This is a genomic window from Rahnella sp. 1L-D-7-B-C2 (genome assembly GCF_057290995.1).
Genome location: NZ_JBXAVQ010000009.1, coordinates 80,125 through 99,702 on the forward strand (window position 1 = coordinate 80,125; position 19,578 = coordinate 99,702).

17 protein-coding genes and 1 other annotated feature are annotated in these 19,578 nt (G+C 52.4%); of the genes, 5 read left to right on the forward strand and 12 right to left on the reverse strand.

What is annotated here, in order from left to right:
- Nucleotides 1-83 precede the first annotated feature (83 nt).
- Nucleotides 84-1,220 carry a molecular chaperone DnaJ gene (gene dnaJ / locus AC0Z7K_RS15610; protein ID WP_112168203.1) on the reverse strand — a complete coding sequence of 379 codons (1,137 nt, stop codon included), beginning with the start codon at nucleotides 1,218-1,220 and terminating at the stop codon, nucleotides 84-86.
- A gap of 100 nt (nucleotides 1,221-1,320) precedes the next feature.
- A complete protein-coding gene (dnaK, locus tag AC0Z7K_RS15615; protein WP_485615117.1) occupies nucleotides 1,321-3,222 on the reverse strand; it encodes a molecular chaperone DnaK in 1,902 nt (633 codons plus the stop codon).
- Between the two features lie 344 nt (nucleotides 3,223-3,566).
- On the opposite strand from dnaK, the gene satP reads away from it, so the two are divergent.
- Entirely contained in the window at nucleotides 3,567-4,166 is a 600-nt protein-coding gene (gene satP / locus AC0Z7K_RS15620) for an acetate uptake transporter (RefSeq protein ID WP_485615118.1), read from the forward strand.
- Between the two features lie 72 nt (nucleotides 4,167-4,238).
- Here the strand turns inward: satP and AC0Z7K_RS15625 are convergent, their stop codons facing one another.
- From AC0Z7K_RS15625 to tal, 3 genes are all read right to left on the reverse strand, one after another.
- Nucleotides 4,239-5,561, reverse strand: a complete 1,323-nt coding sequence (locus tag AC0Z7K_RS15625) for an MFS transporter (RefSeq protein ID WP_485615119.1) — start codon at nucleotides 5,559-5,561, stop codon at nucleotides 4,239-4,241.
- Nucleotides 5,562-5,702: 141 nt separating this feature from the next.
- Nucleotides 5,703-6,290 carry a molybdopterin adenylyltransferase gene (gene mog / locus AC0Z7K_RS15630; protein ID WP_413527780.1) on the reverse strand — a complete coding sequence of 196 codons (588 nt, stop codon included), beginning with the start codon at nucleotides 6,288-6,290 and terminating at the stop codon, nucleotides 5,703-5,705.
- A 168-nt stretch (nucleotides 6,291-6,458) separates the two neighbouring features.
- Nucleotides 6,459-7,412 carry a transaldolase gene (gene tal, locus AC0Z7K_RS15635; RefSeq protein ID WP_112168232.1) on the reverse strand — a complete coding sequence of 318 codons (954 nt, stop codon included), beginning with the start codon at nucleotides 7,410-7,412 and terminating at the stop codon, nucleotides 6,459-6,461.
- A gap of 273 nt (nucleotides 7,413-7,685) precedes the next feature.
- Between tal and AC0Z7K_RS15640 the strand changes: the two genes are divergently transcribed.
- Nucleotides 7,686-9,113 carry an alanine/glycine:cation symporter family protein gene (locus tag AC0Z7K_RS15640; RefSeq protein ID WP_485615120.1) on the forward strand — a complete coding sequence of 476 codons (1,428 nt, stop codon included), beginning with the start codon at nucleotides 7,686-7,688 and terminating at the stop codon, nucleotides 9,111-9,113.
- Between the two features lie 112 nt (nucleotides 9,114-9,225).
- Nucleotides 9,226-9,999 (forward strand): peroxide stress protein YaaA, encoded by a 774-nt coding sequence (yaaA, locus tag AC0Z7K_RS15645; RefSeq protein ID WP_485615121.1) that lies wholly within the window; start codon nucleotides 9,226-9,228, stop codon nucleotides 9,997-9,999.
- Nucleotides 10,000-10,066: 67 nt separating this feature from the next.
- Here yaaA and thrC read toward each other — a convergent pair whose 3' ends face one another.
- The 5 genes from thrC to AC0Z7K_RS15670 all read right to left on the reverse strand — a co-directional run bounded on the left by thrC (nucleotide 10,067) and on the right by AC0Z7K_RS15670 (nucleotide 15,837).
- Nucleotides 10,067-11,356 (reverse strand): threonine synthase, encoded by a 1,290-nt coding sequence (thrC, locus tag AC0Z7K_RS15650; protein ID WP_413527777.1) that lies wholly within the window; start codon nucleotides 11,354-11,356, stop codon nucleotides 10,067-10,069.
- Nucleotides 11,357-11,380: 24 nt separating this feature from the next.
- Nucleotides 11,381-12,310, reverse strand: coding sequence for a homoserine kinase (gene thrB / locus AC0Z7K_RS15655; protein WP_213051400.1), 930 nt, complete (start codon nucleotides 12,308-12,310; stop codon nucleotides 11,381-11,383).
- A 1-nt stretch (nucleotide 12,311) separates the two neighbouring features.
- On the reverse strand, nucleotides 12,312-14,771 hold the full coding sequence (gene thrA, locus AC0Z7K_RS15660) for a bifunctional aspartate kinase/homoserine dehydrogenase I (protein WP_413527776.1): 2,460 nt from the start codon (nucleotides 14,769-14,771) through the stop codon (nucleotides 12,312-12,314).
- Nucleotides 14,772-14,809: 38 nt separating this feature from the next.
- Nucleotides 14,810-14,927, reverse strand: a sequence feature (Thr leader region).
- Nucleotides 14,866-14,934 carry a thr operon leader peptide gene (gene thrL, locus AC0Z7K_RS15665; protein ID WP_071823645.1) on the reverse strand — a complete coding sequence of 23 codons (69 nt, stop codon included), beginning with the start codon at nucleotides 14,932-14,934 and terminating at the stop codon, nucleotides 14,866-14,868. (Overlaps the previous feature by 62 nt.)
- Nucleotides 14,935-15,150: 216 nt before the next feature.
- The gene (locus AC0Z7K_RS15670; RefSeq protein ID WP_485615122.1) at nucleotides 15,151-15,837 is read right to left on the reverse strand and encodes a tRNA/rRNA methyltransferase; all 687 of its coding nucleotides are present in this window, start codon (nucleotides 15,835-15,837) and stop codon (nucleotides 15,151-15,153) included.
- Nucleotides 15,838-16,504: 667 nt separating this feature from the next.
- On the opposite strand from AC0Z7K_RS15670, the gene arcA reads away from it, so the two are divergent.
- A complete protein-coding gene (gene arcA, locus AC0Z7K_RS15675) occupies nucleotides 16,505-17,221 on the forward strand; it encodes a two-component system response regulator ArcA (RefSeq protein WP_413527774.1) in 717 nt (238 codons plus the stop codon).
- 118 nt (nucleotides 17,222-17,339) lie between these two features.
- Here the strand turns inward: arcA and creA are convergent, their stop codons facing one another.
- Complete coding sequence (gene creA / locus AC0Z7K_RS15680) at nucleotides 17,340-17,822, reverse strand: protein CreA (protein WP_485615173.1); 483 nt, start codon at nucleotides 17,820-17,822, stop codon at nucleotides 17,340-17,342.
- 208 nt (nucleotides 17,823-18,030) lie between these two features.
- On the opposite strand from creA, the gene robA reads away from it, so the two are divergent.
- Complete coding sequence (gene robA / locus AC0Z7K_RS15685; protein WP_112168190.1) at nucleotides 18,031-18,894, forward strand: MDR efflux pump AcrAB transcriptional activator RobA; 864 nt, start codon at nucleotides 18,031-18,033, stop codon at nucleotides 18,892-18,894.
- Nucleotides 18,895-18,906: 12 nt separating this feature from the next.
- Here robA and gpmB read toward each other — a convergent pair whose 3' ends face one another.
- Nucleotides 18,907-19,554, reverse strand: a complete 648-nt coding sequence (gene gpmB / locus AC0Z7K_RS15690; protein ID WP_112168189.1) for a 2,3-diphosphoglycerate-dependent phosphoglycerate mutase GpmB — start codon at nucleotides 19,552-19,554, stop codon at nucleotides 18,907-18,909.
- Nucleotides 19,555-19,578 lie beyond the last annotated feature (24 nt).

Here is a 19,578-nt window from a genome sequence, read left to right on the forward strand (position 1 = left end):
CCGTAACTCCCATAAAAAAATCCCCGGAGCGAACCGCTGCCGGGGATTTTGCTGGACTGCCAGAGCCTGTTGTCAGGAACTGATTAGCGCGTCAAATCATCAAAGAACTTTTTCACGCCGTCCAGGAAGCTTTTGGAACGCGGGCTATTTTTCTCACCCGATACGCCACCAAAGCTTTCTTCCAGATCACGCAGCAACTGCTTCTGTTTGTCGCTCAGGCTGACCGGCGTTTCAACCACAACGCGGCACATTAAATCGCCCTGTGCGCCGCCACGGACGGATTTCACACCGCGCCCGCGCATACGGAACATTTTGCCGGTCTGCGTTTCCGCAGGAATTTTCAGGCTAACTCGGCCATCAAGCGTTGGGACTTCAATTTCCCCTCCCAAAGCAGCCATAGCGAAGTTGATCGGCACTTCGCAGTACAGGTTGTTACCTTCACGCTCAAAGATTTTGTGCGCTTTAACCTGGACCTGAACGTACAGATCGCCTGACGGTGCGCCATGCTCACCCGCTTCACCTTCACCTTCAAGACGAATACGGTCGCCGGTATCCACACCCGCTGGGATTTTCACAGACAGGGTTTTTGAGCGCTCTACGCGGCCATGACCGTGGCATTTGCTGCAAGGATCTTTGATGACCTTACCGCGCCCCTGACAAGTCGGACACGCTTGTTGAACCGTGAAGAAGCCCTGACGCATCTGAACCTGGCCCGCACCGTGGCAGGTAGGACAGGTGGCCGGAGAGCTGCCCGCTTTCGCGCCGCTGCCGTGGCAGACATCACATTCATCCAGCGTAGGAATGCGGATTTCTTTGGTGACACCACGAACGGCCTCTTCCAGTGTCAGATCCATGTTGTAACGCAGGTCTGACCCCCGGCTCGCACGCTGACGGCGACCGCCGCCAAAGATGTCGCCAAAGACGTCACCAAAGATGTCGCTGAAATCTGCACCGCCGCCACCGCCGTACCCACCGCCGCCGCCCATGCCACCTTGTTCAAAGGCTGCATGACCGTACTGGTCGTAGGCCGCACGCTTTTGCGCATCGGTCAGAATTTCATACGCTTCTTTAATTTCTTTGAATTTGCTTTCGGAAGCTTTGTCGCCCTGATTACGGTCAGGGTGATGCTTCATAGCCAGGCGCTTATAGGCCTTTTTGATTTCACGCTCATCCGCTGTTTTGGATACGCCTAAAATCTCATAAAAATCTTGCTTCGCCATGCTTTAACCTACCCTCAACATGCGTGCACGGGCGCAGAGTTTCCTCGACGCCCGTGCTGGTTTTCAGTAATGAACTCTTACTGTGCCCGCTTAAGGGCGATTATTTCTTGTCTTTGACTTCTTCGAATTCAGCGTCAACAACGTCATCATCTTTCTGAGCGCTGTTATCGCCGCCTTCAGCCTGACCCTGCTGCTGAGCCATTTCCATCAGCTTACCGGAAACCTGCACCAGCGCCTGGATTTTCGCTTCGATATCAGCCTTGTCTTCACCTTTAGCAGAAACTTCCAGTGCTTTCAGGGCTTCTTCAACCGCAGTTTTGTCTTCAGCTGGCAGTTTGTCACCGGCTTCTTCCAGTTGCTTACGGGTACCGTGGATCAGATGATCCGCCTGGTTGCGGGTCTGGACCAGTTCTTCGAACTTGCGGTCAGACTCAGCATTCGCTTCGGCATCATTAACCATTTTCTGGATTTCTTCTTCGGTCAGACCAGAAGATGCCTTGATGGTGATCTTCTGCTCACGGCCGGTCGTCTTGTCTTTCGCAGACACGTGCAGGATACCGTCGGCGTCGAGGTCGAAGGTAACTTCGATCTGTGCCTGACCGCGCGGTGCTGCCTGAATACCGTCCAGATTGAACTGACCGAGAGATTTGTTATCGCTCGAACGTTTACGCTCACCCTGCAACACATGGATGGTTACCGCAGACTGGTTGTCTTCTGCAGTAGAGAACACCTGGCTGTGTTTGGTCGGGATCGTGGTGTTTTTGGTGATAAGTGGAGTCATCACGCTGCCCATGGTTTCGATACCCAGTGACAACGGGGTAACGTCCAGCAACAGAACGTCTTTCACATCACCCGCTAACACACCGCCCTGAACCGCTGCACCGATGGCAACAGCTTCGTCCGGGTTCACGTCTTTACGTGGTTCTTTACCAAAGAATTCAGCCACTTTCTTCTGAACCATTGGCATACGTGTCTGACCACCGACCAGGATCACGTCCTGAATATCGGACACTGACAGACCTGCGTCTTTCAGCGCGACTTTCAGCGGATCGATACAACGGTTAACCAGGTCTTCAACCAAAGATTCCAGTTTTGCACGGGTCACTTTGATGTTCATGTGCTTAGGACCGGTTGCATCCGCAGTGATGTACGGCAGATTCACGTCCGTTTGCTGAGCAGAAGACAGTTCGATCTTCGCTTTTTCAGCAGCTTCTTTCAGACGTTGCATTGCCAGCGGATCGTTACGCAGATCCATACCTTGTTCTTTCTTAAACTCTTCAACCAGGTAGTTGATCAGGCGGCTATCGAAGTCTTCACCACCGAGATGAGTATCACCATTGGTTGCCAGAACTTCGAAGGTTTTCTCGCCATCAACTTCGTCGATTTCGATAATAGAGATATCGAAAGTACCACCACCCAGGTCGTATACCGCGATGGTGCGGTTACCGACTTCGCGATCCAGGCCATAAGCCAGTGCCGCTGCGGTAGGTTCGTTAATAATACGTTTTACTTCCAGACCTGCGATACGGCCAGCATCTTTCGTTGCCTGACGCTGAGCATCGTTGAAGTATGCAGGTACGGTGATAACAGCTTCAGTTACCGATTCGCCCAGGTAATCTTCAGCGGTTTTCTTCATTTTCTTCAACACTTCAGCAGAGATCTGCGGAGGTGCGATTTTCTGACCTTTGATGTCGATCCAGGCGTCGCCGTTGTCGGAGCCTACGATCTGGTAAGGCATGATGCCTTTGTCACGCTGTACTTCTTCGTCCTGGAAGCGACGGCCAATCAGGCGCTTGATCGCAAACAAGGTGTTCTGTGGGTTAGTCACAGCCTGACGTTTAGCCGGAGAACCTACCAAAGTCTCACCATCTGCCGCATAAGCGATGATGGAAGGAGTGGTGCGGTCGCCTTCAGCATTCTCCAGCACACGTGCGGTAGTGCCATCCATAATAGCTACACAAGAGTTGGTAGTACCCAGGTCGATCCCAATAATTTTACCCATTTAAACGTCTCCACTTAAAATTCATATTCGATCATGTTGTCACTGTATATGCGGGCATGATTTTCTATTTCAATAGTCGATTTCAATAGTTCGATTTCAACTGCCCGATATCGCGGCTTTACCGACGGTAACAACTGCGGTTGGGAATAAGATGGGGCCATGCAACGCAGCATCAAGGGGCCAGATGAAAAAAAATCTTCAATTGCTGTTACGCCAGATCAATGTTTACCCGACGCCACCTCATTATGATGCCGCGCGCTTCTGAAGATATGTGGGATTTTTACCCATTTCGCAAGCGGATATCCCTCAGTTATCTATTCGTAATATTCTAATTCAGAGGATCTATGCAGAGTAAAACGTTGGCAAATCCAGGCCCGCTCGGGTTAATGGGCTTCGGTATGACCACTATCTTATTGAATTTACACAACGCAGGTTTCTTCCCACTGACCGCTGTTATCGTCAGCATGGGCATTTTCTACGGCGGCCTGATTCAAATTCTGGCTGGCGTGATGGAATTCAAAAAAGGGAATACCTTCGGCACCACCGCCTTCACCTCTTACGGCGCGTTCTGGCTGAGTCTGGTCGGCATCCTGATGCTGCCACGCATGGGCGTGGCTGACGCCAGCAGTGAAAGTTTTCTCGGCGCTTACCTTGGTCTGTGGGGCGTTTTTACCTTATTCATGTTTTTCGGCACTCTGAAAGCCAACCGCGGCTTGCAGGTTGTTTTCGGCAGCCTGACAATTTTGTTCGCCCTGCTGTGCTTTGGTAACATGACCGGCAATACCGCCGTGCTGCATTTTGCCGGTTTCGAAGGCATCTTCTGTGGCGCCAGCGCGATTTATCTGGCGATGGCAGAAGTGTTGAACGAACAGTATGGCCGAACCGTATTGCCGATTGGTGAACCGAAAGGTCACGCAGTCAATGCGGCGGTAGCTGCTGCATAATCAACGTCTGCACGATCAAAAAGGCCTCGCGAATGCGGGGCCTTTTGTTTTCTACGTAAGCCGAAACTAAAATCAGTTTCCTGAGGTTATCTGCTCGTCAAACTTTGGCGGCTTAGCGGCTTCGCTGTTGAGATCGCGGGTTAAATAGATGCCGGTCAGCAAACCAATCGCGGAGAGCGCCAGAACGTAATATGCCGGTGCCATTGGTGTCACGCGCATGATCAGCGTGACAAAAATCGGCGTCAGCCCGCCGAAAATGGCGTATGCAACGTTGTAAGAAAATGAAATCCCCGTAAAACGTACTTCGGCCGGAAAGGCGCGAACCAGCACGTAAGGCACCGCACCGACGATCCCGACGCTGAAGCCGACCAGCGCGTACATGCCCATCAGCACGGAAGGGTCAGCGGCCACAGAATGATAGAATGACCAGCTACAGATGCCGAGGAACAGACTACCAACGATGAAAGTCTTGCTGGCACCCAGACGGTCGACGATCCAGCCCGCCGCAATGCACCCGAAGGTCAGCGCGATGGTCGCCAGACTGTTGGCCTGCAGCGCCTGCGCAGCCGGAATCCCTAATTGCTTTTGCAGATAGGTTGGCGTCATGAGAATGACCACCACGATGCCTGCAGATAGCAGCCAGGTCATCAGCATCGATACCACAATCTCTTTCTTATGATTGACCACTACCGATCTTAGCGGCAGTCCATCGGCCAACGTTTTATGCGCTTTCATCTCAAGGAAGATCGGCGTATCCTGCAACCAGCGGCGTAAATACATCGCGAACAGGCCAAAAATACCGCCAAGGAAGAACGGAATACGCCAGCCAAAATCGCTAATTGCCGCAGGCGTCATCGCGCTGTTCAGCACGGTTGCCACCAGAGAACCGAGCAGAATACCTGCCGTCAGTCCGGCGGTCAGCGTGCCGCAAGCAAAGCCAATGCGGTTTCTCGGCACATGTTCGGCCACAAAGACCCACGCCCCCGGCACTTCCCCACCAATCGCTGCGCCCTGTAAGACGCGCATCAGCAATAAGAGCAACGGAGCTGCAATGCCGATAGAAGCATAAGTTGGCAGCAAACCCATCGCCAGCGTCGGCAAGGCCATGAGTAAAATACTCAGGCTGAACATGCGCTTACGGCCAACCAAATCGCCAAAGTGTGCCATGACAATGCCGCCGAGCGGACGCGCCAGATAACCAGCCGCGAAGATCCCAAACGTCTGAACCTGACGTAACCAGTCAGGCATATCCGCAGGGAAGAAGAGATCGCCGATAACCGCAGCGAAGAAGACGAAAATGATGAAGTCGTAGAATTCGAGGGCGCCGCCCAGCGCAGCGAGGGACAGCGTTTTGAAATCCTGCCGGTTCAACCGGCGCGATTGTGCGTGTTGCATAAGAGTCCGTGTGACACCAGAGTGTGAATTGAAAAAAGGTTTTGCCGCCTCATGTAAAGTAATCATTACTATAGCGGCAAATAATTTTCACACCAGTCAGCCTGAATCTTATGTCAGCATATTTTCAAAAACCGTCAGTATTCAGATTTTTGTATCGCGGCGGGCACTCTTCGGGCGAAAAGCTGCTACAACGTCGTCATGCGTTTCTATATAGGGCCCGTCCAGCAGCTGAATGCAGTACGGCACGCTGGCAAAAATCCCGGACACAATCACTTTACCGTCAGCATCTTTCAGGCCTTCCAGCGTTTCCTGAATCGATTTCGGCTGGCCCGGCAGATTCAGGATCAAGGCCTGTTTGCGGATCACGCCCACCTGACGGGATAAAATCGCCGTCGGCACAAAGTGCAGGCTGATCTGACGCATCTGTTCGCCAAAGCCAGGCATCTCGCGGTCGGCGATGGCCAGCGTGGCGTCCGGCGTCACATCACGGCGCGCCGGGCCGGTGCCGCCTGTGGTCAGCACCAGATGACAACCACTTTCGTCAACCAGCTCGCTGATAGCCTGTTCAATCAAAGGCTGCTCATCAGGGATCAATTTCTTTTCCAGCGTAAACGGCGTGATCAGCGCTTTTTCCAGCCACGCTTCCAGCGCCGGGATCCCCTTATCCTGATAAATACCGTTCGACGCGCGATCCGACACTGACACCAGACCAATTCGCAATTTATCCATGTCCTGTTTCCCCTGAATTATTCCCGGCAAAAGCTACCGTCATCAGTCCTCAGTATATCGATAACGGCACACAGGTTTTATCACTCAGACAAATTTTTACCGCAGCCCCGGATTTCAGGCACAAAAAAAGCGGCTCAAGGGCCGCTTTTGCTGAAAACTGAATGCTGATTACAGCAGGTCAGAAATCATTTTTTCCAGTTTGCCCTGGTCTACAGCAAACTTACGGATGCCATCAGCCAGTTTGTCGATAGCCATTGGATCCTGGTTGTGATCCCAGTAGAACTGAGATTCAGTCAGTGGCGCAGGACGCGCTTTGGTTTCGCCGGAGAAGGACAGCTTACGCTCCAGCGGGCCTTCACTTTCTGCCAGTTCTTTCAGCAGTGCAGGTGCGATGGTCAAACGGTCACAGCCAGCCAGTTCAATGATTTCGCCGATGTTACGGAAGCTTGCGCCCATCACGACAGTTTCGTAGCCGTGTTGTTTGTAGTATTCGTAGATTTCGGTTACAGACACAACGCCCGGATCTTCGTTCGGCGCGAACTCTTTTTTGTCGCCATTGGCTTTGTACCAGTCAAGAATACGGCCAACGAATGGAGAGATCAGGAAGACGCCCGCTTCAGCACACGCACGAGCCTGTGCGAAGGAGAACAGCAGCGTCAGGTTACAGTTGATGCCTTCTTTTTCCAGTTTCTCCGCCGCGCGGATGCCCTGCCAGGTAGAAGCCAGTTTGATCAGGATGCGGTCGTTGCTGATGCCGGCTTCGTTATACAGTTTGATCAGGCGTTTTGCTTTGGCAATGCTGGCGTCGGTGTCGTAAGACATGCGCGCATCGACTTCAGTCGAAATGCGGCCAGGGATCAGTTTCAGAATTTCCAGACCGATGTTCACTGCCAGCTTGTCAGCGGCATCAGTGATCTGCTGAGCGTGATCGCTGCTCTGGTCACGTGCCCAGGCGATTGCTTCGTCGATCAGTTTACGGTATTCAGGAATTTGTGCAGCGCTCAGGATCAGTGACGGGTTGGTGGTCGCATCCTGCGGCTGGTACAACTTCATTGCCGCGATATCTCCGGTGTCAGCTACAACCTGAGTCATTTGGCGTAGGGAAGTCAGTTTATCGGTCATTTTGGCATATCTCATCGTTTGGACGTTTTCGTATAGGCATTTTCATGCCTTGCCTTTGGCTGATGATAACATGCAAAAAGCCACGCGCAAGGCGCATATCACGGCATGCTCGGCTACGAACATCATGGATTTTTCCACCTTCCAAAACACACAAATTTAGCCAAAATGAATATGTTCCCTGCCCGTTAAAAAAGGTATGTTAGCCCTCCGGCGCGAGGTGTACGCCCGGGCCCGACATAAAACGATGAACGGTAAATCAAACAAGGATAAGTCATGAACGAGCTACTGGAATTTTTCGATACCGTTCTCTGGAGCTCTATCCTGATTTATCTGTTACTTGGAACCGGCATTTATCTCAGTATTCGCCTCGGTTTCATTCAGTTTCGCCGCTTCCGCCATATGTTTTCCCGCACGCTTTTCAAACATCATCCCGACCACAGAGGTTCCACCGTCTGGAGTGCGCTCTGCCTGAGCCTTTCATCGCGTATTGGTACGGGGAATCTGACCGGTGTCGCAATTGCCGTGACACTCGGTGGCCCCGGCGCAATATTCTGGATGTGGGTCATCGCGATGTTCAGCATGGCGACGGCAATGATCGAAAATACGTTGGCGCAGATTTATAAGGGGACCGGACTCAATGGCAAATTCCGCGGCGGACCGGCTGACTACATGGAAAAAGGGCTGGGAATGCGCTGGATGGGCATTCTGTTTTCTTTCCTGATTGTGATTTCCTGCGGATTTATTTTCATTGCCTTACAGGCCAACGCCATCGCGCAAGCCTCTTTCCATCTGTTGCATACTCCGGCACTGACCACCGCCTTCGTACTCGCCGCGCTGACGGCCTTGCTGATTTTTGGCGGCATCCGTTGTATTACGCGGGTGACACGCAGCTTAATCCCGCTGATTGCACTGGGATATTTGCTGCTGGCTGTCTGGGTGATTGGTCACAACGTGGAAAAACTGCCACAGGTGCTGGCGCTGGTATTCAAAAGCGCGTTCGGCTTGCAGGAAGCGGCCTCCGGGGCGTTGGCGTTTGGGGTTACGCAGGCTATCACGCAGGGCATGCAGCGCGGCGTATTCGCCAGCGAAGCGGGTGTCGGCTCCTCGCCTAATGCCGCTGCAATGGCTTCAGTCAGCCATCCGGCGGCACTCGGTTTTAATCAGATGCTGGCAGTATTTATCGATACCGTGGTGATCTGCACGGCGACGGCGCTGATCATTCTGACCTCCGGCGCACTCGATAATCCCGACACGCCTTCCAGCATTTCGCTGTTGCATCAGGCCATTTCCCCGACGATGTCAGGTTGGAGCAATATCGTGCTCGCGGTGCTGGTATTTACTTTTGCCTTCACCTCCATCTCAGGTAATTACGCCTATGCGGAAAATAACCTGGGTTTCGTACGTATCGCCTCTGCCGGAAAGCTGCTGATTTTCCGACTTTTAGTGATCGTGATGGTGTTCGCGGGCTGCCTGATGGAATTGCAGGTTCTCTGGAAGCTGGCGGATATCTTTATGGCACTGATGGCGCTGCTTAATCTCACCGCCCTGCTGTTGCTTTCGGGCGTCGCTGTCAAAGTTGTGAAAGACTACGAACGTCAGCAACGTATGGGGAAAACCCCTGTTTTCAATCCGAACCATTTTCCTGAGTTACGCGGCCAGCTTGAGCCGGGAATCTGGGGCAAACAACCGCATCAAAAATGATTATGCCTATCGCTGATATTTTCGCCCGCGCGCCATTTTAGTGACTTTTTTGCTACAGTAGAGCAACGAAAATTTCCCGAATCTGAACCGTCACTGACCAAACGGACGCACTATGCTGACCATTATTTCTCCTGCCAAAACGCTCGATTACGAAAGCCCGCTTGCGACAACGCGCTATACCCAGCCCGAGCTGCTGGATAAATCCAGCGAACTGATCACCGTGGCGCGCAAAATGTCGCCTGCACAGATCTCTTCTCTGATGGGGATCAGCGATAAACTCGCACATTTGAACGCTGAAAGGTTCAACGACTGGCAGCCTGATTTCACGCCAAAGAATGCACGTCAGGCGCTTCTGGCCTTCAAAGGTGATGTTTATACCGGTTTGCAGGCGGAAGATTTCAGCGAGAAGGATTTCGATTTTGCCCAGAAACATCTGCGTATGTTGTCCGGCTTATACGGCCTGCTGCGCCCGCTGGATTTGATGATGCCGTACCGTCTGGAAATGGGAATTCGACTGGAAAATCCGCAGGGTGCGAATCTGTATGCCTTCTGGGGGGAACTGCTGACGGAAAAACTTAACCTGCTTTTAAACGAACAGAAAAGCAAAGTGCTGGTGAATCTGGCGTCTGACGAATACTTCAAAGCCGTGAAACCCAAACTGCTGGATGGCGAAATCATCAAGCCGGTCTTCCTCGATGAAAAAAACGGCAAATACAAAGTTATCAGCTTCTATGCCAAAAAAGCGCGTGGCCTGATGAGCCGCTTCATTATCAAAGAGCGTCTTGATAAACCGCAACAGTTGCAGGATTTCAATCTGGAAGGTTATTCGTTTGATGAATCGCGTTCGCAGGGCAACGAGCTGGTATTTACCCGCCCTGAACGTTAATTCAGCGAACTGACCGAGATAAAAAAACCCTCGCGAAGAGGGTTTTTGCATTTAGAAGACCGCCTAGTTATTCAGGCAGCGCCATCAGGAAAGCACGCATTTCACTGAAATCGGCCGGCAGATTATGCGACAACAGCGGCAGATCAGCGCGCTCAGCCAGTTCTTTCGGCAGACCGATGTCCTGACCCAGAATCGACTCCACGCTTTCTTTGAATTTCGCCGGATGTGCGGTACCGATGAACAGACCGAATTCACCCGGTTGCAGCTGATCGCGCAGCACACGGTAAGCTATCGCGGCGTGCGGTTCAGAAATATAACCGATGTCCGCCAGTTCGCGCATCGCGTCTTCAGTGGTGTCATCGCTGACCGCACCAAACCCGAGATCTTTCAGCTGCCAGATTTTACGGCGATAAAGTTCTTCCACGCGCGGCCAGTTGTTTGGCTGGCTGACGTCCATTGCATTTGACAGCGTTGCGACGGTTTTCTTCGGTTCCCATTCCCCGTTAGACAGGAAACGCGGCACGGTGTCATTGGCATTAGTGGCTGCGATAAAACGTTTGATTGGCAGGCCGAGGGATTTGGCCAGCAAACCGGCAGTCAGGTCGCCAAAGTTGCCGCTTGGCACCGACACCACCAGCTGATTGCGCGCTTCCTGAGGCAGTTGGGCAACCGCTTCAAAGTAGTAGCAAATCTGCGCCAGCAGACGGCTGATGTTGATGGAGTTCGCCGAGTTCAGCTTCAGCGCGTGTTTCAGTTCTTCGTCATCAAACGCCTGTTTTACCAGCGCCTGACAGGCATCGAAATCGCCATCGATCGCCACGGTGTGAATGTTGCCACCGAGAGTACAGAACAGTTTTTCCTGCAGCGGGCTGATTTTGCCGCGAGGATAAAGAATCACCACGCGCACATTTTTCATGCCGTGGAATGCATGAGCCACCGCCGCTCCGGTATCACCAGAGGTCGCGGTGAGAATGGTCACCGGCTGGTCGCCTGACACCTGGGTCAGGATCTGCGCCATGAAGCGGCCACCGAAATCTTTAAACGCCAGCGTCGGGCCGTGGAACAGTTCCAGACAGGCGATATCTTCTTCCACTTTGGCGACCGGCGCGGGGAACGCAAACGCATTTTTGACGCGCTGATGTAACTCGTCTTCAGGAATTTCATCGCCGATGAAAGCAGAAAGAATGCGGCTGCTGCGGGTCACGAAATCCAGCTCCAGCAGACGGTCGATTTCGGTCAGTTCAAACTCCGGCAAGTCCAGCGGGAAGAATAAGCCCTGCTGTTTACCCAAACCTTGTTTAACGGCCTGAGCAAAGCTGACCTGCTCGTTGTGATCCTTCAGGTTGTACAGTTTCATTTGTTATCCCAGTAAATTTTCGAGTTATCCCAACACCCGCGCACCGGCGGTATCAAGACGACAAATATGAACAAAGCCTTCGTCATTTTGCAGATAGTGTGTCTGCAACCAGTCAGCCATACGTTTCGCCGTTGCGCTGTCATTACAGACTGCAAACAGCGTCGGGCCGGAACCGGAAATTCCGCACGCCAGCGCACCAATTTCTTCGGCGGCGCTGCGCGCTTGTGCAAAGCCCGGCAGCAGACGGGTACGGTACGGCTCGGCAATCACGTCCTTCATCAGCTTCGCAGCCAGCAAGGGTTGCTGCGTGTGGCAGGCGTGAATAAAGCCCGCCAGATAACGTCCGTGGCTGATGCAATCCTGACGGCGATATTGCGCCGGTAAAATCGCGCGCGCTTCCGCCGTCGAGACTTTAATCCCCGGATACGCCATCACCCACAGCCAGTCGTCAAAACTGGGGACGTTCTGGCTGATAATATCCAGCTCTTCCAGCATCAGCTGGATACCACCGAGATAGCACGGCGCGACGTTATCAAAATGTACGCTGCCGGAAATACGCCCTTCCAGCTCACCCATCAGAGCCAGCATCTGGTTTTCACTCAACGGCTTACCGCAGAACTCGTTCATCGCCATCAGACCGGCGACCACCGAACAGGCACTGGAACCGAGACCTGAGCCAATCGGCATGTTTTTTTCCAGCGTCATCGCTACCGGCACGTCTTTGCCAATCTCCTGACAAAAACGCTGCCAGCACTGATAAACGATATTGTCTTCCATGCGATCCGGCAGTTTGGAGACAAACCGGCCTTCGCTTTTCAGGCTGAATTCTGTCGCTGCTTCGACCGACACACAGTCGCCGAGCAGCGTTCCGTCCACCGGAGAAACCGCTGCGCCCAGAACGTCGAAACCGACGCTGACGTTCCCAATTGAAGCCGGGGCATACACCTTAACCATATTAAACTCCTAACTTCCATGACAGCGTTCGCAAAAGATCGGCAAACACACCTGCCGCCGTCACATCATTACCGGCACCGTAACCGCGCAGAACCAACGGCAACGGCTGATAATAGCGACTATAAAACGCCAGCGCATTCTCACCATTTTTTACTTTATAAAGCGGGTCATTACCATCGACGGCGTCGATTTTTACTTTGCAGCGCCCTTCTTCGATGGCACCGACATAGCGCAACACTTTGCCTTCAGCGGTTGCCTGAGCAACGCGTTTCGCAAATTCCGCATCCAGCTGCGGCAAACGCGCGACGAAGGTATTCACATCCCCTTCGGAATTGAAAGAAGGCGGTAAAACGGATTCCACGTCGATGTCGCTCAGTTCCAGAACGTATCCGGCCTCACGCGCCAGGATCAGCAGCTTACGCGCCACGTCCATGCCCGACAGGTCATCACGCGGATCCGGCTCGGTGTAGCCCATATCGCGCGCCTGTAAGGTGGCCGCAGACAGTGACATCCCTTCGTCCAGCTTGCCGAAGATGAACGACAGTGAACCGGAGAGGATCCCGGAGAAACGCAGCAGTTCATCACCGGCGTTCAGCAGATTTTGCAGATTCTCGATCACCGGCAAACCGGCGCCGACATTCGTGTCGTACAAGAACTTACGACGCGATCCATCTGCTGCTTTACGCAGCTGATAGTAATAATTCATCGACGAGGTATTGGCTTTTTTGTTCGGCGTGACGACGTGGAAACCGTCAGTCAGGAAATCCGCGTACTGATCGGCCACTTCCTGGCTGGAGGTACAGTCCACGATCACCGGGTTCAGCAGATGATATTCCTTCACCAGACGGATCAGGCGGCCCAGATTCAGCGGCTCTTTCGCCGCCGCCAGCTCGTCCTGCCAGCTCTCGAGTGCAATACCGTGCACGTTGGTTAACAACGCGCGTGAGTTGGCGATGCCACACACACGCAGATCGATATGTTTGGTTTTTAGCCATGCCTGCTGGCGGCGGATTTGTTCGATCAACGCGCCGCCGACGCCGCCGACGCCAATCAGGAAGACCTCGATGACCTGATCGGTGTTAAACAGCATCTGGTGGCTGACGCGTACGCCGGTAGTCGCGTCTTCATTATTGACGACGACGGAAATCGAACGCTCGGAAGAGCCCTGGGCAATGGCCACGATATTGATGTTGGCGCGCGCCAGTGCGGAGAAAAATTTGGCTGAAATGCCGCGCAGGGTGCGCATGCCGTCACCGACGACTGAAATGACCGCCAGTTTCTCCATCACGTCCAGCGGCTCCAGCAGGCCGTCTTTCAGCTCAAGATAGAATTCGTCTTCCAGCGCTTTACGCGCGCGCTCCAGCTCATTTTGCGGTACGCAGAAGCTGATACTGTATTCAGAAGAAGACTGCGTGATCAGCACCACCGAAATCCCGGAGCGGGACATCACGGCGAAAACGCGCGCTGCCATGCCGATCATCCCTTTCATCCCCGGCCCGGAGACGTTGATCATCGCCATATTATTCAGGTTAGTAATGCCTTTGACCGGCGTGTTATCGCCGAGGCTTTCGCTGCCGATCAGCGTGCCGGGCGCCTGAGGATTGGTGGTGTTTTTGATAAGGCAAGGGATCTGAAACTGAGCAATAGGCAGGATGGTGCGCGGGTGAAGCACTTTCGCACCAAAGTACGACAGCTCCATCGCTTCCTGATACGACATCGATTTCAGCAGGCGGGCATCAGGCACGATGCGCGGGTCGCAGGTATATACACCGTCGACGTCAGTCCAGATTTCACAGCAGTCTGCACGTAAACAGGCAGCCAGCACGGCGGCGGAATAGTCGGAGCCGTTACGCCCGAGAACCACCAGTTCGCCTTTGTCGTTGCCGGCGGTGAAACCGGCCATCAGCACAATGTGGTCAGCCGGGATGGCACTGGCCGCAATGCGGCGGGTAGATTCGTTGATATCGACGGTAGATTCAAGGTAATGGCCTTGCGCCAGCAGCTTCTCAACCGGATTGATGACAGTAACGCCGAAACCTTTGGCAATGAATACCGCTTCCATGATGGCGATGGAAAGCTTTTCGCCACGACAGATGATAGAGGCGTTAACGCTATCCGGACACTGCCCCAGCAGGGCGATGCCATGCAGCAGTTGCCTGAGCTGTGCGAATTCGTGATCAACAAAGGCTTTCACTTTTGGCAGATCAAAACCCGGCTGCGCTTCCGCCAGTCCGGTGATCAACTGTCCAAAAATGCTTTCTGCATCACTCATGATGGTATGAATGTCCTGCCCTGCGACAGTTCGCTCAATCATGGCGACCAGAGAGTTGGTAATTTTGGCAGGTGCAGATAATACCGTTGCGACCTGTCCCTGACGCGCATTGCTTTCCATAATGTCCGCAACCCGCAAAAAGCGTTCTGCGTTTGCTACTGAGGTCCCGCCAAATTTCAACACTCGCATTTCTGATTCTCTCCTGAAGCTCGTCGTTTAAAGTGTTAAAAAAAAAAGCCCGCACTGGTTAGGTGCGGGCTTTTTTTCTTTTTTCCTGTACGCGTCAGCCCGCCCCGTTACCTGTGGTATCGGTGGTGGTAATAATCGTTGTGTTCAGGCTGATGATTCGCATTTTTATTTTCTGTCTGTCTTAGAGTTTTTACGCTGTCTGCCTCTATTAGCTAAAGCATAAGGCAGAGCAAGTCAAATTTTTTCTGATTTTGTACCGTCAGTCACGGACGGTACAAAATGAACAATCCGCTGCATTTAAAAATAATTCCAGCGTAATTCACAGGGGTAATCATACCATGCAGAAGAATACACTGCCTGAAAGAAAAAACCCCTCACATCATGAGTTCAGCTTTTTTTCGATGTCATGCAACAAAGTGTGCAGCATGGCGGCATCCCGCTGCTCTAAAAGTCCGAGGCGTTGCTGCACCCAGTCGGCCAGTTTTTGGTCATCTTCTGCGCCGACATTTTGCAGTAATCGGCCTACTCTGGCACGCAACGCGGTGAGCTGTCCTGCCTCAGCATTTTCAGGGCGCGCAGCGGCAACCTGATTCAGTGAAGACAGCTGATAGCAGAACACCATCACCGCCTGCCCAAGATTCAGTGAAGGATAATCTGCCACCATCGGCACGCCGGTCAGAATATCAGCCAGCTCCAGTTCTTCGTTGGTCAGGCCGGAATCTTCACGCCCGAATACCAGCGCCGCATGATTCACCCAGTGGTTTTTCTCCTCTAACTGCGTCAGCAACTGGGGTGGCGTGCAGTAGTAGTGGAAACGTGCGCGGCTGCGGGCGGTGGTCGCCACGGTGAAATCGATATCGGCCAGCGCGTCAGCCAGCGTTGCGAAATGCTGAGCATTTTGCAGGATCTCCTGCGAACCGTGCGCGACCCAGCCGGCTTCCGGTTTGAGATGCGCCTCACTGTCAACAATACGCAAGGATGCGAAGCCCATGGTTTTCATGGCACGCGCCGCCGCCCCGACATTTTCAGGGCGCGCAGGGGAAACCAAAATAATATGAAGTTGCATGTCGTACCTTCGCAAAGAGTGAGAAAGAAATTGTCGTGTGTTGTTCAGCGATGCATTTTTATCCTGCGCCGAAACCTGTTCAATGCTTATATTATTCACAAGAACTTAACAGCCGACCTAATATATTCATCCATTTTATCGGAAAACCTTAGCTGACAGGTAAAAAACCGGCTGGCGCGGTTAAGCAAAGTTCGTAAAAATTTAAATCATTATTTTTCATGGGGATATATAATAACGACTCAGACGCTTTTTACATTTATCTGCGCTGACTTTGTCAATTGCTGAATCGTGTACAATAAAGGACGAAATGTGACTCAAGCGTGCATTCTTATAAGTGTTTTTCACGTTTCTGTTGCCGTGCTACAATTGAACTTGATATATGTCAACAAATCGTAGTTTTGTTGGGTGGTAATTTCGGCACTCGCTGTTATATTGCTGTTAATAAGGTTAGGATGTGCGCCGCTTTAGGACCACGTGGAACTGCAGAAAGTGGAATCCCTGACCAAGCTTGCGATGTTGTTGCCGTTGATGGAAATTGCATCGAGAACGCATTTACGTACTTTAGTCATGTAACGAGTGAGATAGCTGTAAGCTGTCGCAATTCATCGGGATAACAAGGACTTCTGTACTCCTATTTTCTATTTGTTGGCAATCTTAGGTAGCAATCATGCAGACCCCACATATTCTGATCGTCGAAGACGAGTTAGTGACACGTAATACGTTAAAGAGCATTTTCGAAGCCGAAGGCTACATGGTACATGAAGCTAATGACGGCGCAGAAATGCACCACATCCTGTCCGAAAATGACATTAATCTGGTGATCATGGACATCAACCTGCCAGGCAAAAATGGCCTGCTGCTGGCGCGCGAACTGCGTGAACAAGCCAGCGTTGCACTGATGTTCCTGACCGGTCGCGACAACGAAGTCGATAAAATTCTGGGCCTTGAAATCGGCGCTGATGATTACATCACTAAGCCATTCAACCCGCGTGAGCTGACTATCCGCGCTCGCAACCTGCTTTCCCGCACGATGAACCTGGGTACTGCCGGTGAAGAACGTCGTCTGGTTGAAAGCTACAAATTCAATGGCTGGGAATTAGACATCAACAGCCGTTCACTGGTCAGCCCGCAGGGCGAGCAGTACAAGTTACCACGCAGTGAATTCCGCGCCATGCTGCACTTCTGCGAAAACCCGGGCAAGATCCAAACCCGTGGCGATCTGCTGAAGAAAATGACCGGCCGCGAACTGAAGCCACATGACCGTACCGTGGACGTGACGATCCGCCGCATTCGTAAACACTTCGAAGCGACGCCTGATACACCAGAAATCATCGCCACCATTCACGGCGAAGGCTACCGTTTCTGCGGTGATCTGGAAGACTGATCCCGCTGATGCATACAGAGGGTTGCCAACCGTTCTGTTGCACAGTGAGTCAACGGAAAAGGCCAGCGAAAGCTGGCCTTTTCTTTTATGCGCTATCTTGCCGCAAAAATACGCTGACTTACGGTGCCGGATGACCCCACGGAATGATTGGCACGGCGCTTAGCGCGTTTTTCGGTGAACCATCCACGACTTTGTCGGAATAGCTCAGGTAAATAAGCGCGTTACGTTTCTCATCATAAAAACGCACCACCTGGAGCTTTTTAAACACCAGAGACGTACGTTTCTGAAATACGACTGTACCTTTATCCTGGCCCTGCTTAATCTTATCGCTTAACTCGATAGGCCCAACCTGCTGACAGGAAATCGCCGCATCTGACGTATCTTCCGCCAGACCCAGCCCTCCCTTAATACCGCCGGTTTTTGCGCGGCTGATATAACAGGTTACATTTTTAATATCAGGATCATCAAAGGCCTCAACCACGATTTTGTGATCCGGACCGAAGAGTTTGAAGACCGTATCCACCGATCCCACTTGCTCAGCATTAGCCGTGCCAGAACAAAAAACAAACATCCCAAAAACAAAAATCCAACACTTATTCATTAAGTTACTCCACGTCATGAACATGACGTTGTTTTTTAAAGAAACCCCACTCAGAAAGTGTGTATTCACACTTTTGGAATGAAATACTCTGTAACACCTGTAAATAGCACAGATAGCCAAAAAATTCTTAAGAAGTCTTATCAGTAAAAAGTTGCTATTATGCAGACCATCATTCTGTGCATTTATCTTAGCTCAACGAGGACGATCTATGGATCAAGCAGGAATCATTCGTGACCTACTTAGCTGGTTAGAAACCCATTTAGACCAGCCTTTGTCACTCGACAATGTCGCCGCTAAGGCTGGCTATTCCAAGTGGCACCTGCAGCGAATGTTTAAAGATGTCACTAATAATGCCATCGGTGCGTACATCCGTGCCCGTCGCCTCTCTAAAGCGGCTGTCGCACTGCGCCTGACCAGTCGCCCGATTTTAGATATTGCCCTTCAGTACCGTTTTGACTCGCAACAAACGTTTACCCGGGCTTTCAAAAAGCAGTTTGCACAGACTCCCGCACTGTATCGCCGCGCTGAAGACTGGCACTCGTTCGGCATTTGTCCACCGATCCGCCTCGGAGCGTTTATTCTGCCGCAGCCTGAGTATATCTCACTGCCAGAACAACACCTTATTGGGATGACACAGAGTTACGCCTGTACGCTGGAGCAAATTACCACGTACCGTAACGAGATGCGCCGTCACTTCTGGCGTCAGTACATTGGCGAAGCGAAAACGCTGCCGCCAATCCTTTACGGCCTGCACCATTCTCGTCCAAGCCAGGAAAAGGATGATGAACAGGAAGTGATGTACACCACGGCGCTGGAACCGAATCATTTGCCGGAAAACGTAGAAGGTCAGCCGATTGTGTTGCAGGAAGGGGAATATGCCATGTTCCATTACCACGGCACGCCTGAGCATTTACAGGAATTCATTCTGACCTTGTACAGCACCTGTTTACCGACGCTAAAACTGACACGCCGAAAGGGACAGGACATCGAACGCTTCTACACGAACGGCCGCGCACCGGGCACGACGCCGACCGAAGTAGAGTGTGATTACCTGATCCCGATCCGCCGCTAATAGCTCCGGGTATTAGCGCTGTAACTCGTCCAGTGCGGGCTGATCCAAATGTGAGATATCGCCCGCTGTTTCAACAATCCAGCCACTCGCCAGCCAGGCGCTTTCCTGATGATCGACCCGTGACAGTGAACAGTTACGCAGGCGCAGACGACGTTCAGCATACGCAGGCAATCCCAGGATCGTACTGATAAGACTGCCCAGCGCAATCCCGTGGCTCACCAGCAGAGGTTTACTGCCGGCTGGTAATTCCAGACAACTGTCGAGCGCGGCGCGCATACGCGTGGCCAACTCGGTCATGGTTTCACCTTCCGGAATGCGTCCTTTTGGCGAACCGTCCACCATCTGCTTGCGCCAGACCTCTTCCTGCTCCGTCAGTCCATCCAGAATGCGCTCTTCGAGTACGCCCATATGCAACTCGCGCAGGCGCGGTTCTTCGATCACTTCACAGCCGCAGGCATCAGCGATAATCTGCGCGGTGTGACGGGTACGCCCCAAATCACTGGTGATGACATGTGTGATCCCTTCTTTGCGCACACGCTCCGCCACCTGACGGGCCTGAAAAAGACCTTTTGCCGTCAAAGGGCTGTCTGACTGCCCCTGAATACGGCGCGCTGCGTTCCATTCTGTTTCGCCATGACGGACGAGATATACCTGTAACATGTGTGTTTTCCGTTATACTGCGTG

What these genes read in the sequence shown, in the direction of transcription:
- AC0Z7K_RS15625 (WP_485615119.1), bottom strand. Translation starts at nt 5,561, where the DNA reads ATGCAACACGCACAATCGCGCCGGTTGAACCGGCAGGATTTCAAAACG.
- dnaK (WP_485615117.1), bottom strand. Translation starts at nt 3,222, where the DNA reads ATGGGTAAAATTATTGGGATCGACCTGGGTACTACCAACTCTTGTGTA.
- arcA (WP_413527774.1), top strand. Translation starts at nt 16,505, where the DNA reads ATGCAGACCCCACATATTCTGATCGTCGAAGACGAGTTAGTGACACGT.
- mog (WP_413527780.1), bottom strand. Translation starts at nt 6,290, where the DNA reads ATGGATAAATTGCGAATTGGTCTGGTGTCAGTGTCGGATCGCGCGTCG.
- dnaJ (WP_112168203.1), bottom strand. Translation starts at nt 1,220, where the DNA reads ATGGCGAAGCAAGATTTTTATGAGATTTTAGGCGTATCCAAAACAGCG.
- gpmB (WP_112168189.1), bottom strand. Translation starts at nt 19,554, where the DNA reads ATGTTACAGGTATATCTCGTCCGTCATGGCGAAACAGAATGGAACGCA.
- AC0Z7K_RS15640 (WP_485615120.1), top strand. Translation starts at nt 7,686, where the DNA reads ATGAACGAGCTACTGGAATTTTTCGATACCGTTCTCTGGAGCTCTATC.
- creA (WP_485615173.1), bottom strand. Translation starts at nt 17,822, where the DNA reads ATGAATAAGTGTTGGATTTTTGTTTTTGGGATGTTTGTTTTTTGTTCT.
- thrB (WP_213051400.1), bottom strand. Translation starts at nt 12,310, where the DNA reads ATGGTTAAGGTGTATGCCCCGGCTTCAATTGGGAACGTCAGCGTCGGT.
- yaaA (WP_485615121.1), top strand. Translation starts at nt 9,226, where the DNA reads ATGCTGACCATTATTTCTCCTGCCAAAACGCTCGATTACGAAAGCCCG.
- robA (WP_112168190.1), top strand. Translation starts at nt 18,031, where the DNA reads ATGGATCAAGCAGGAATCATTCGTGACCTACTTAGCTGGTTAGAAACC.
- tal (WP_112168232.1), bottom strand. Translation starts at nt 7,412, where the DNA reads ATGACCGATAAACTGACTTCCCTACGCCAAATGACTCAGGTTGTAGCT.
- AC0Z7K_RS15670 (WP_485615122.1), bottom strand. Translation starts at nt 15,837, where the DNA reads ATGCAACTTCATATTATTTTGGTTTCCCCTGCGCGCCCTGAAAATGTC.
- thrA (WP_413527776.1), bottom strand. Translation starts at nt 14,771, where the DNA reads ATGCGAGTGTTGAAATTTGGCGGGACCTCAGTAGCAAACGCAGAACGC.
- thrC (WP_413527777.1), bottom strand. Translation starts at nt 11,356, where the DNA reads ATGAAACTGTACAACCTGAAGGATCACAACGAGCAGGTCAGCTTTGCT.
- satP (WP_485615118.1), top strand. Translation starts at nt 3,567, where the DNA reads ATGCAGAGTAAAACGTTGGCAAATCCAGGCCCGCTCGGGTTAATGGGC.